The organism is Rhodococcus sp. BP-349 (assembly GCF_019835845.1).
In the GTDB taxonomy this organism is placed as follows: Bacteria; Actinomycetota; Actinomycetes; order Mycobacteriales; family Mycobacteriaceae; genus Rhodococcoides.
The window spans coordinates 761846-773575 of sequence record NZ_JABUDR010000001.1 but is presented as its reverse complement, the minus strand read 5'-3'; the positions used below and the strand labels follow the sequence as shown (position 1 = coordinate 773575).

Sequence of the window (11730 nt, the reverse complement as noted above, 5' to 3'; positions counted from 1 at the left end):
GAGGTGCTCCTTCATTCTGGGTTGATCTCGACGACGCCGCGCAGGATGGTTCCATCGGCCATGTCCTGGTAGCCCTGTGCGATCTGGTCCAACGTGTATCGGCGCGTGATCAGCTCGTCGAGTTTGAGCTGACCGTTGCGGTAAAGGTCGAGCAGCTTGGGAATGTCGACGTGCGCGTTGCATCCTCCGTAGAGCGTGCCGAGAACCTGCTTGGCGTACAGGCTCAGAAACTGGCCCGGCAGTTGGACGTTGAGGTCGCTGAAGCTGTCGGCCATGCCGGCGAGCACCAGTCGGCCCGCCTTGCGGGTCGACTCGAAGCACTGCGCTGTGATCTCGGCGGTCAGAACCCCGACCGTCTCGATCACGGCATCGGCACCCTGCCCGTTCGTCAGCTCGGCAACTCGGGCGAGAGCCTCCTCGTGCGTGGCGTAGGCCTCGGCACCGAGCGACTCGGCGAACTCACGCCGGAACGGTTTCGGCTCCACTGCGATCACATGGCTGGCTCCGCAGTGGAACGCGCCCTGTACCGCATTGGCACCGATTCCCCCGATGCCGTAGACCATGACGACCTCACCGGGGCGCACTTGTGCGACGTTGACGGCCGACCCCCATCCCGTGGGCACGCCGCAACCCACGAGGGCGGCGACGTCCAGCGGGATGGTGGGGTCGATCTTCACACAGGAGTTCTTGGACACGACCGTACGTTCGGCAAACGTACCGAGCATCGCCAGACCGCCGATGTCCTCGCCCCGCCCGTGGAACCGGAACGTACCGTCGGGCATGACCCCGGTTGCGATGGTGGCACCCAGGTCGCACAGGTACGACTGACCGGACACGCACCATCGGCACTTGCGACACGTCGGGATGAACGAGAACACGACGTGGTCGCCGACCTCGATGTCCTCGACCCCCGACCCGACCTGTTCGACGATCCCGGACGCCTCGTGTCCGCCGATCATCGGCTTGCGGGCGTCCGGGTCGCGACGGGTGTGCTCGTCGGAATGGCAGAGACCCGCGTACGCCACCCGCACCAGCACCTCCTCGGGTCCCGGATCATCGAGGTCGATCGTCGACGGGTGCCAGTTGTCGCCGAACTGCCACAGGACGGACGCTTGCACTTTCATGGGGTCCTTCTTTCTCGGTCGGGCTGTCTCGACCAGCTGGTTCTGCGGTCGACGGGGCCGGCTGTCGGTGCCCGGGTGTGCATCCGGCGGCCGGACGTCGTCGGCGACTTCCAGAACGAGGTGACAGATTCTGACATCGACCACAGCATGACACAGATCACACTGATTATGATACTCTTTTATCCGAGACCTCGCGTCAGAGCGTGGATCCACGCATGTCGATCGCCCGGTGGTCGAGCCGAGCACGAGCACCGGTTCGGCAGCGATTCGGTGCGAGAAGCGCTCGTTGAGGAAGCGTTGAGTAGAAGTTGCGCCCGCGAGTACCCAGACACACGACACAATCGTTCCGAGTGGCACCGCTCACATCCATACGTTCTGGAGGTGCCCCAGCCGAGGAGGAAGATATTCGATGTCCGACACACTGCCACGGAATTCCCGAATGAGCCGAAAAGTCCGGAATGTACTGGGCAAAGCGCTCGGCGCACCGGCACTCGAGGACAAGCACAGCAGGCTGAAGCAAATCGAGAAGCTGGACCCGGTCGACGACTGCGTCGAGGTCTACCGATTGTTCGTCGACGACTTCAAGGCATCGAGCGCATTCGCAGTCACCGGTGGATTGTTCGTGACCTTCGCCGTTCCACGAATCAGTCGCATTCTGACCCAGTCTCGCCAATTCGAGGATGCGATACAGAAACGGCTGGTGGATACAGTCTTGTTGGACTTCCATTACCACGAGTCCGGGTTCGTCCCGGGCATCGGCAGGGATTCGATCCGCCGTGTGAACGAGATGCATCGTCAGTACGACATCCATCCCGAGGACTACGTGTTCATCGGATGTTGGGAAGCCGTGTCCTACATCTGGTACGCCGAGACCTACGGTTGGCGCCCAGTCACCGCGAAGGAGAAGCTTGCGGCAGTGGCGTTCGCGAAGCTCCGCGGTCGCCACATGTACGGCGGCGAGAAGAAGATGCCGTATCCGGACACGCTCGAAGAAATGAAGACATTCTGCGCGGAGTACCTGGACGCGCAAATCGCTTACGAGCCACAGAACAAACGCCTCGGTGAGACCTTGGTCGAGTACGTGTTGAAGGACTACCCGAAGATCCTGCACCGACCGATCCAAGCGTTCTTCTTCTCCGTCGGCCCCGATGACCGATTGATCACCAATTGTGGATTCGACCTGCCGAGCCCCCTTGCCAAGAAGATCAGTCGGAAAGTGATGCGTCTGTACGCAAAGCTGGACCCCATGCCAGGCGGGCTCACATCACTCGCACAGGACCTGGTCGCCAAGGAGTATCCCGATGGGTACCAGGTCGACCTGCTCGGCACCCATGTGAACGCGTGCCCTCGAGCGCGAATGAGCGCCGATGACAAGAGCACCGTCGCGATGACCCCCGCGGCCTCGGTGCCCGCGCAGTAGAGGCTCGGAACGACTGGTTCGAGGCGCTCACCCGGGTCGGCTCGGGTGAGCGCTCTCTCGTGCGGCACTCGTCGTCAGATCGAGTCGACAACCGGTGCAGCGCCGACCGTTCCGTAAGTGGTGGTGCGCTGACGAACCGCTCGTCCGATACCGCCGGCGATCTCGTGCAGCTCGGAGACGGTCTACTCCGAACCGTTCTGCGAACCTGCCATCCGCGAGATCGTCTCCTCCATCAGAGTCCCGCCCGGATCGTTCGCACCTCCGTCGAGCATCGCGCGAGTTCCTGCGACTCCCAGCTTCACCCGTGTCCGGCGGTTTCGAGCGTGCCGGGCACCGTGACGAACGTGCAGTCAGGGCACAACCGCGTGATGGGTGAGAAGACCGCGCGAGAGTAGGACACCGTCCTCGGTCGACCCGCAGACGCCAGTCCGGCATCGCGCACCCGCGACGCCATCACATCCGCCAGATCGTCTCCGCGTGCGCGCAACAGTGCCGTGGCCTCGTCGACATTCGACGACACACCGTCCCGCGCGCGACGGAGTACCCGCCGCATCACAGAACTCGACGGCGACGTGGGATGTCGGGGTGGAAACACACTGTCGGACAGTGCGACAGCACTCCCCCTCGGTCTCCGCGCTCGATCAGCTCGCCTCGACCTTGGGCATGATGTCCTCGACCAATCGCTTGAGATCGTCGATCGTCTTCGACGTCGGTACATCGCGGAACGGTGGCCACAGAATCGGCATCGTCATTCCGGCATCCTTGTACCGCTTGAGCCGGTCCTCGATCTGTTGCGCGGTACCGGTCAGCAGGTTCGTCACCTTACCGGCCGCCGTCTGATCGGTCTTCTCCTCGGTGATCGTGAACCAGATCATGCTGCACATGTCGAACCCTGGCGGGAAGTCTCGACCCAGCTCGTCGAGCTCCCTCTTCATCTCACCGCGCCAGCGAGCGATGTCCTCGGGTGAATCCTGGATTCCGATCCACCCCTGCAGTCCATATTTGGCGATGCGCTTGGCCGACCGTCTGGGATCTTTCAGTCCCGAGAAATAGATCGGTGGACCAGGCTTCTGGATCGGCTTGTGCCCGAATCCGGACAACGGGAAATCTGCGAATTCCCCGTGATATTCGAACAACTCGTTCGACCAGATTCCCTGCATGATCTCGATGGTCTCGCGAACGTGCCCGTGCCGGCGCGCGAAAAGATGTGACGCGCTGGCCGCAGCAAATTCCTCCGGCATCCACCCTGCCCCCACCCCGACGTTCAGCCGACCGTTGGCGAGGTGATCTTGCGTCGCCAACTCCGCAGCAAGCACGCCTGGCGAACGGTAGGGAGTGTCGATGATGCTCATGCCGATTCGGAGCTTCTCGGTCTTGGCAGCGAGCCACGGTATCAGGGTCATGCCCTGAAACCACTTACCGCGCGAGATGACCGGGAGCCCGTTGGGAAGATCGGCCATCATGCCGAACGGGTACTCCAACTCGGCCCTATCCGACGCCTCCGGCACGACGATGCGATCGAGGGTCCACACCGAATCGAAATCGAGTTCCTCCGCAAGTGCCGTGAGGTCCTCCAATTCCTTCAACGTCACGTGATCTCTGAAATTCGGGAGATACAGAGCCAACTTCATCGGTGGTACTCCTCAGTGATGACACATCGTGCGGCGGAGGTGGTTCCGTCGATCGAGTCCGAGGCTAACGAGCTCGTATCAATGCGTTCACATGTAATTCTCAACGGGTCGTCAATATCGTCGCCAAGAGAGGCCCCGGCCGCGACGCGACTCTAGATTCGAGTGTATGGAGCATCGCGCAGGAACCGGTGGCAGCCGGGTCGACGAATCTGTATCGCCGGACGTCGTGTGGAGCCCTACCGGGGAGAGCATCGCCGAGTCACCCCTGCGTGACTATCTGGACTGGCTGGAGATCTCCACAGGTCGCCGCTTTCCTGATCACGATTCGCTCTGGTCTTGGTCGACGGAGAACCTGGACGAGTTCTGGGTGTCCATAGCCGACTATCACGGTGTCGCATTCTCGAGGCACTGGACCCGTGTGCGCACGAGCGATCCGATGCCGGACACACGATGGTTCGTCGGGGCGCGGCTGAACTGGGCGGAGAACATGCTCCTGCGCGGACGGGACAGCGACACAGCGTTGGTGTGCGCGTCCGAGAGCGGCGCGGTCGATCGTGTCATCACCTTCGCCGAACTCCAGCGTTCGGTGGCCGCAGCGTCCGGATGGCTTCGACGCGCGGGGGTGCGCCCGGGGGACCGAGTTGCCGCATATCTGCCGAACACCGAACACGCTGTCATCGGAGTTCTCGCGGCAGCGGCGGTCGGCGCCGTATGGGTCTGCTGCTCACCCGATTTCGGCCCGGACGGAACCATCAGTCGGCTGTCCCAACTCGAACCGACCGTGCTGATGGCTGTCGACGGGTACCACTGGAATGGCAAGGACATCGACCGAAGCGACGTTGTCGCACAGCTCCGCGACAATCTACCGTCGCTGCAGCATGTCGTTCATGTCCCCTATCTGTACGACCGCTGGCCGCCGGAAGGCTCGACGCCCTGGGCGGATGTGGTCGGTCGCGATGCGCCCCTGGAATTCGAGCAGGTCGACTTCTCACATCCACTCTGGGTGCTGTTCAGTTCGGGGACCACCGGACTCCCCAAAGGGCTGGTTCACGGCCACGGAGGGATTGTTCTCGAGAGCCTGAAGTGGACGGGGCTCTATTGCGCACTCCGTGCGGGTGAGCGACTGTTCACCTACACATCGACTGGCTGGGCGCTGTGGAACATGCAGCTGGGCGCGCTGTCCCGAGGTGCGAGCATCGTCTTGTACGAAGGTAGCCCCGGACATCCCGCGGGCGGCGTCTGGGAGATCGCGGCCCGAACCCGGGCGAACGTGATGCTGCTCGGCGCCGCGGTGGTGTCGGCATTCGCCGGTTCGAGCACCGTCGAGTCGCCCAAGGAAACCTTCGACATGCGCTCGCTGCGGCACGTGATGGTCAGTGGATCATCATTGCCGGCCGCCGACTACCGCTGGATCGGCGATCACGTCGGTTCGACGATCGACGTCGATTCGACCAGTGGTGGCACCGACATAGCCGGCTCCTTCGTCGGCGGGAACGCGTACACCGCGGTTCGGCCCGGACGCATCGGCGGTCGGATCGCCGGCGTGGCTGCCGCCGCATGGAGCGACGAGGGTATCCCGCTCGTCGGCGAAGTGGGGGATCTGGTCATCACAGAACCCATGCCGTCGATGCCGCTCAGGCTGTGGAACGACCCGGACGGTTCGAGATATCGAGAATCGTATTTCGACACGTGGCCAGGGGTCTGGCGGCATGGTGACTGGGTGACGGTCCACGCGGATCAGAGCATCACCATTCACGGCCGCTCGGACTCGACCCTCAACAGGGCGGGGGTGCGCTTGGGGAGCTCGGACTTCTACGACGTCATCGACGGTATGCCGGAGGTGGCAGATTCCGTGGTCGTCGGTGTCGACCTGCCCGATGACGAGTACTGGCTGGGACTGTTCGTGGTGCCGGCCGCAGGTCGTCGCCTCGACGATCGTCTTCGCCAGGACATCGCTCACGCGTTGCGGACCCGGTTGTCGCCCCGGCACGTTCCGGACGAGATGGTCGAGGCACCTTCTGTGCCGAGAACACTGAACGGCAAGAAGCTGGAGATCCCGATCAAGAAACTCTTGGCCGGCCGGTCGGTCGGCAGTGCGGTGAACATCGCATCAGTGGATGATCCGACCGCGGTGCGTTGGTACGCGGACTTCGCCGCATCGAGGTTCCCCGGGCATCGTTAGATCGAGGACGCGGGCGGAGGGATCGGACGTCATACGGTGTCGCTGTTCTCCGGTGGGCGCAGTCCGCTCGGGGAGACACCACGAGGTGTCGAGGACAACGCGATGTCGAAAGCGGCGCCATAGTCGCTGTGATTGCGCGCGGTCAGAGTCCCTCCCATGGCCGTGACGAGTCCGTGAGAAAGCATCAACCCGAGCCCGTAGCCGTCAACTGTCGACCCGACACCTCGGTCCTCACGTCCACGCCGGAAGGGCGTGAACAGATTCGGAAGATAGTCGTGCGGTATGCCATCTCCGTCATCGCTGACGGTGATCACCGACATCGGGGTTCCGTGCACCGCCGAGATCTCCACGGCTCCCCCGGCGTGACCGTAGCGAAGAGCATTCCCGATCACGTTCAGCAGAACCTGGCGCAGGCGCCCCGGGTCTGCCCACACTTCGAGTGACGGCTCGATCGAGACGTGCACCGCCGTGTGGCGCCGGTCCGCCATCGCGGACAGCAGTCTGGTGATGTCGTGCACCGTTCGAGCAACGGGTGTCGGCTCGATGTTCAATGGCAGGACACCGGCTTCGATTCGACTGATGTCGAGAACGTCCGTGACCAGATCCAGAACATGGTCGGAGGCGAAATCGATACGGGCGAGCGCTTCCTCGCGGCGTTCCTCGTCCAAGGGCAGCGTGCGGAGCAGTTCGGTGAACCCTTTGATCGCCTGCAGCGGGGTACGTACTTCGTGGCTGACCGAGGTGAGCAGAGCCGATTTCGCGGAGCTGTGGGACTCGGCCACCTGGCGTGCTGTTTCCGCGCGCTCCCGCTCCGCTCTCGCTTCGTCGGCCGACAGTCTCTCGGTCAGGTCGACCAGGTTCAGAGCGAACCGTAGCGGTGTGTTGTCACGGCCGCGTACCAGAGAGAAGGTTGCCTCGACCGGCACTGTGGCACCGTCGTTGCATATCACCGCCATGTGTTCGGTCACACAGAAGACATCACCCCGTGCCAGCGTTTCGTGTATTCGGTTCTCGGAGTGCGCATCGAACAGCAACGCCGAGTCCAGTCGTCGATCGACCAAGTCCTCCACGCGATGGCCGCCCAGCTCGGCGAAAGATGTGTTCACGCGCTGGAATACCCAATCCAGGCCCAACAGGGCTGCGCCTGCGGGGTTGTCCTCGAAGGATCGGCGAAACAACTCTTCGCTCTCGATCAGTTCGCCGAGCAGGCGGCCGTTCTCGAGCGCGACCGCGGCAAGGTAAGTGAATCGGTCGACCAACTGTCGTTCTCTGGCAGTCGGCCAGTGCGGGGCGCCGTGGTACACGGCAAAGGTGCCGACAGTCCGTCCCGACGGGTCTGCGATCGGTGTCGACCAACATGCGATCAGACCGGAGGCCACCGCACTGTCTCTGAACTCGACCCACCGGTGGTCGATCCGAACATCTCGAGCGATGACGGGCTCACCGAGATGCGCAGCCACCCCGCATGATCCGGACAGCGGACCGATTCGGAGTCCCTCTATCGCGCGCAGATACTCGGGCGGCAGACTGGGAGCGGCGCCGTGGTGGAGGGTATCGCCCGAGGGCGCGACCAACAGGACCGAACACCGAGCATCCGTCATCAGGCATTCGAGTGCGGTGAGGACTGCGTCCAGGGTGTGCTGTACCGGAACGGCGGCGGCGACCATCTCGAGAATTTTCATCTGCTGGGCCATCAGGTAGGTGAGGTCCTGTGGACTCAGCAGGCTGGTCACCGCCGTGTCCACTCTGTCGCTGCCGTTCATCGCGGGACGGAAGGACCGCCGAAGTGGTAACCCACTCCTCGCACGGTGCGTATGAGAGGAACTCCGGGGTCGCGGCCCAATTTGTTCCGCAGACGATGAACATGCTCTGTCACCGTTGCCTCGCCCAGAAAGTCACTGGAATGCCACACCCCCTCCAGCAGTTGACGGCGCGTGAAAACCTGACGTGGGTGCGTTGCCAAGAAGAACAGGAGGTCGAATTCCTTCACCGTCAGTTCGATCAGATCACGCGCAACCGTCACCTCACGACTCGACACCTCGATGCGCAGAGACCCGATCGACACCACGTGCGGGTTGATGAACGGCGTGGCCCGGCGAAGTAGCGAACGGATACGGGCGGCCAACTCACCCGGTGAGAACGGCTTCACGAGGTAGTCGTCCGCTCCCAGATCCAGGCCTACTATCCTGTCGGTTTCGCCGCTACGCCCCGAAAGAATCATCACCGGTAGGTCTCGCGGCACTTCTGCGCGTCCGGAACGGATCTCACGAAGGACGTCGAGACCGCCGACTGCCCGCAGGGACAGATCGAGAACGACGAGAAGAGGTTGATCTCGAGCCATGAGGCGTAACGCCATGGCACCGTCGTCCGCCTCCACGACCCTGAACCCCGAATCGTTCAGTTGCCATCTGACGACTGTGCGAATGCTTTCATCGTCGTCGACGACCAGGACGTGGCGACCATCTTCCGCGCCGGCACCGACCTGCGCGCTGTCCGACAACGGTGTCTCCTCCATGCGCCGTCAGACCTTGCTCGCCCCGTGGTCGATGGGGAGCTGAATTCCGGTCACGGTCCGGGAATCGTCACTTGCCAGAAAGAGCACGGCGCGTGCGATGTCCTCTGGTTCCGAAATGGGCGGATCGAACCAGATCTGCCCCATGACTGCCTGGTAGGACGGATTGTCGGCAAACACTTTCACCGCGTCGGGACCCATTTCCCCCATCGGTGTTCGAACACCCCATGGGTGGATGGAGTTCACCCGTATCCGGTACGGTGCGAGCTCGATCGCTGCGGACTTCACCAACGCAACCACTCCTGCTTTCGCGGCACTGTAATGCGCTTGCCCAGGAAGAGACTTCAGGCCTGCTACCGAGCTCGTGGCAATGATGGACCCACCGTTGTCTGACGCGATCATGGCCGGTACTGCCGCTCTCATGGTGTTGAACACGCCCGTGAGATTGATGTCGATCATGTCTTGCCACCTGGTCCGATCCATTTCCCAGAAGCGACCCCAGGACACGATGCCCGCGTTCGCGACGACGATGTCCAGGCGTCCGAACGCAGAGACACCTTTCGCGACCAGCGCCTCCAGCGCGTCGAGGTCTCGCACATCTCCGACCGCGTGAACCACGCGCCCGCCGAGCTTCTCGACGTTTGCGACCGTCTGTGCCAACTCGGCCTCGGTTGCGGCGGCGTAGTCCGTCGCAGCGGGGATACCCGCGATGTCGACCAAGATCAGATCAGCACCCTCCTCGGCCAACATCAGTGCTTCGGCTCGCCCCTGTCCACGCGCCGCTCCGGTGATGAGCGCCACTTTTCCTTCTAGCCGTTTCACGTGGTTCTCCATTCGATGTGATGGGACTCGGTTCAAGTACAGCGATTTCGATCATGGAAAGACATTTTTCGACAGTTTCCCTGGATGATGTGGTCGGATCCGACGCCCACATCTCCGCCGCGATGCGATTGGCGGCAACGATGCATGCGGCAACGAACCGCGCACGAAGATTTTGTCCGGTCAGGGCCAATCGACGGGTAATGACAGGCTGCATCGCCTGCTGACAGTCCTCGTGGATTTGGAGCCAAACCCGTTGCAGTGGAGCCGAATCAGGAAGTATTGCGATAAGGTCCCGGTAAGAGGACGCACTGACGGACCGAAATGAGCCGTCGAGGGCATGAATCAGAGATTCGAGTAGCGACTCGTCTACCGGACGGTGGTCGACGGCAGCAACGTAGGACTTCCATCCTTCTTCCAGGAAGGGAACGACGGCATCTTCCTTCGCGTCGAAGTACCGATGGAAAGTGCGCGAGGACACACCTGCTGCCGCGGCGATATCGGCGACGTTCGTCGCAGTGAAGCCCCGGTCGACGAACATGTCCGCTGCTATGGCGGAGACTTCCAGCATTGCGTGTTCTTGCCTGGATCGTCTCGGTGGAGGGGTGTGACCGACCATGTTGTGACCGTACGCCCGACTGTCACAATGTGACAGGTTTTGCGGAAAGTGATGACCTGGAGAGCCGTTCCGCCCGCGTCGTCGACCCACCCCTCACCGAGTAGCGGTCAGCCCGGCGCGAGGTGAGTCCGTAATTCTCGGACGAGTTCGGAGAACGCCTGCGTCGCACTCCGAGCGAAGCGCGGGAAGGCGAGATAGCCGTGCGGCATCCCGACGTACTCCGTGAACCGAACCGGTACACCCGCTGCCTGCAAGGCTTCCGCATAGCGAAGACCGTCGTCGCGGACCGGATCGAGTTCCGCGACCTGCACCAGAGCGGGAGGCAGACCCGCATGATCCTCGGCGAGCAGTGGGGACGCCGTCGGGTCTGCGCGATCGGCCGGATCAGGCACGTACAGAGCGACGTACGCCTCCAGGGTAGGGCGTTTGAGTACCGGCATGGTCGCGTTCTCGATCACCGATGGACTGGACAGGGTGAGGTCGGTGGCGGGATACAACAGCGCCTGCAACGCGATGGCCGGACCACCCCGGTCACGCACGAGCATGGCGGTCACCGCCGACAGGTTGCCTCCCGCACTGTCGCCCACGAGGGCGACCCGCGAACCGTCGGCACCCCACTGCCGAGCGCGACTCACCACGTCCACGAAAGCGGCGTAGCAGTCCTCCGCCGCCGCCGGCCAGGGATGGGTGGGAGCGAGCCTGTAGTCCAATGAGACGACGACGGCGTCTGCAGCCAGTGCGATGCTGCTCGCCATGGAGTCGTACTGGTTCAAGGTGCCGACCGTCCACCCACCGCCGTGGATCAGGACGATGAGGGGAAGCGTGCCCGACAGCGCCGTGGGCCGATACGACCGGACGGGAATGTGGCCGTCGCCTCCTCGGGCGACGCCGTCCTCGACGGTGACCCCGGGCTTAATCGAACCCGCGACGAGATCCATGAGGAAGGAATGCGGCCTCGGCTTCTGCAGCCTCGCGATCTGCGACGGGGACTTGCCGACGATCATGTTGTCCGGCATGAGCTTCCCCAGCAGCCGCACCCGCCAGTCCATCGTGCTCACGGGACGAGGACGAACTCGGCGACCATGGACTCGGGTACGGCGTACCCGTCGAGATCTCGGATCCGGTCGATGTGTTCGGCGACGTCGTCCGGTGTCGCGACGGGCTGATCGACCGAGACGTGCCACCCCGGAGCCACGCCCATGAACACGCGTCCGTACCGCCCGCGGGCGATGGAGTGCAGCTCCCTGTTGTGAGTGTTCTCCTCACTGGCGAGGTAGGCGACCATGGCGGTGATCATCTCCGGTTCCATGTGCGCCGGGGTGGTCGGCATTCCGGCGAACTGCTCGGGTGCCATGTCTGCTGCCATCCGACTCAGGGCCGCAGGAAGAATCGTGTTGGTGAGGATCCCGTGCGGAGCACCCTC

10 protein-coding genes and 2 pseudogenes are annotated in these 11730 nt (G+C 63.1%); 2 read left to right on the top strand and 10 right to left on the bottom strand.

What is annotated here, in order from left to right; genetic code table 11:
- Positions 1-11: 11 nt before the first annotated feature.
- The gene (locus tag HQ325_RS03655; RefSeq protein WP_094695276.1) at positions 12-1124 is read right to left on the bottom strand and encodes an NDMA-dependent alcohol dehydrogenase; all 1113 of its coding nucleotides are present in this window, start codon (positions 1122-1124) and stop codon (positions 12-14) included.
- A gap of 409 nt (positions 1125-1533) precedes the next feature.
- Between HQ325_RS03655 and HQ325_RS03650 the strand changes: the two genes are divergently transcribed.
- On the top strand, positions 1534-2544 hold the full coding sequence (locus HQ325_RS03650) for an oxygenase MpaB family protein (RefSeq protein WP_222626746.1): 1011 nt from the start codon (positions 1534-1536) through the stop codon (positions 2542-2544).
- 74 nt (positions 2545-2618) lie between these two features.
- Here the strand turns inward: HQ325_RS03650 and HQ325_RS22945 are convergent.
- The 3 genes and pseudogenes from HQ325_RS22945 to HQ325_RS03640 form a co-directional block, all read right to left on the bottom strand.
- Positions 2619-2846, bottom strand: a pseudogene (locus HQ325_RS22945) (hypothetical protein); the annotation flags it as partial.
- A pseudogene (fbiC, locus tag HQ325_RS03645) lies at positions 2846-3151 on the bottom strand (7,8-didemethyl-8-hydroxy-5-deazariboflavin synthase); the annotation flags it as partial. The pseudogenes fbiC and HQ325_RS22945, both read right to left, overlap by 1 nt.
- 34 nt (positions 3152-3185) lie before the next feature.
- Positions 3186-4175: an LLM class flavin-dependent oxidoreductase gene (locus HQ325_RS03640; RefSeq protein WP_204870110.1), complete on the bottom strand. Its 990-nt coding sequence runs from the start codon at positions 4173-4175 to the stop codon at positions 3186-3188.
- A gap of 166 nt (positions 4176-4341) precedes the next feature.
- Here HQ325_RS03640 and HQ325_RS03635 point away from each other — a divergent pair, with 166 nt between their 5' ends.
- Positions 4342-6357, top strand: a complete 2016-nt coding sequence (locus tag HQ325_RS03635) for an acetoacetate--CoA ligase (RefSeq protein WP_222626745.1) — start codon at positions 4342-4344, stop codon at positions 6355-6357.
- 29 nt (positions 6358-6386) lie between these two features.
- Here the strand turns inward: HQ325_RS03635 and HQ325_RS03630 are convergent, their stop codons facing one another.
- From HQ325_RS03630 to HQ325_RS03605, 6 genes are all read right to left on the bottom strand, one after another.
- Positions 6387-8090, bottom strand: a complete 1704-nt coding sequence (locus HQ325_RS03630; RefSeq protein ID WP_222626744.1) for a GAF domain-containing sensor histidine kinase — start codon at positions 8088-8090, stop codon at positions 6387-6389.
- A gap of 26 nt (positions 8091-8116) precedes the next feature.
- On the bottom strand, positions 8117-8872 hold the full coding sequence (locus HQ325_RS03625) for a response regulator (protein ID WP_222626743.1): 756 nt from the start codon (positions 8870-8872) through the stop codon (positions 8117-8119).
- A gap of 6 nt (positions 8873-8878) precedes the next feature.
- Positions 8879-9691, bottom strand: a complete 813-nt coding sequence (locus tag HQ325_RS03620) for a mycofactocin-coupled SDR family oxidoreductase (RefSeq protein ID WP_308014342.1) — start codon at positions 9689-9691, stop codon at positions 8879-8881.
- Positions 9597-10259 carry a TetR family transcriptional regulator gene (locus tag HQ325_RS03615; protein WP_222626741.1) on the bottom strand — a complete coding sequence of 221 codons (663 nt, stop codon included), beginning with the start codon at positions 10257-10259 and terminating at the stop codon, positions 9597-9599. Before HQ325_RS03615 ends, HQ325_RS03620 begins: the two co-directional genes overlap by 95 nt.
- A gap of 155 nt (positions 10260-10414) precedes the next feature.
- Positions 10415-11356: an alpha/beta hydrolase gene (locus HQ325_RS03610; protein WP_261777917.1), complete on the bottom strand. Its 942-nt coding sequence runs from the start codon at positions 11354-11356 to the stop codon at positions 10415-10417.
- A 5-nt stretch (positions 11357-11361) separates the two neighbouring features.
- The gene (locus HQ325_RS03605) at positions 11362-11673 is read right to left on the bottom strand and encodes a hypothetical protein (RefSeq protein ID WP_222626739.1); all 312 of its coding nucleotides are present in this window, start codon (positions 11671-11673) and stop codon (positions 11362-11364) included.
- Positions 11674-11730: the final 57 nt, after the last annotated feature.

Bases quoted from the DNA above. Each gene is read 5' to 3' on its own strand.
- HQ325_RS03655 (WP_094695276.1), bottom strand. From the start codon at position 1,124: ATGAAAGTGCAAGCGTCCGTCCTGTGGCAGTTCGGCGACAACTGGCAC.
- HQ325_RS03650 (WP_222626746.1), top strand. From the start codon at position 1,534: ATGTCCGACACACTGCCACGGAATTCCCGAATGAGCCGAAAAGTCCGG.
- HQ325_RS03640 (WP_204870110.1), bottom strand. From the start codon at position 4,175: ATGAAGTTGGCTCTGTATCTCCCGAATTTCAGAGATCACGTGACGTTG.
- HQ325_RS03635 (WP_222626745.1), top strand. From the start codon at position 4,342: ATGGAGCATCGCGCAGGAACCGGTGGCAGCCGGGTCGACGAATCTGTA.
- HQ325_RS03625 (WP_222626743.1), bottom strand. From the start codon at position 8,872: ATGGAGGAGACACCGTTGTCGGACAGCGCGCAGGTCGGTGCCGGCGCG.
- HQ325_RS03615 (WP_222626741.1), bottom strand. From the start codon at position 10,259: ATGCTGGAAGTCTCCGCCATAGCAGCGGACATGTTCGTCGACCGGGGC.
- HQ325_RS03610 (WP_261777917.1), bottom strand. From the start codon at position 11,356: ATGGACTGGCGGGTGCGGCTGCTGGGGAAGCTCATGCCGGACAACATG.
- HQ325_RS03605 (WP_222626739.1), bottom strand. From the start codon at position 11,673: ATGGCAGCAGACATGGCACCCGAGCAGTTCGCCGGAATGCCGACCACC.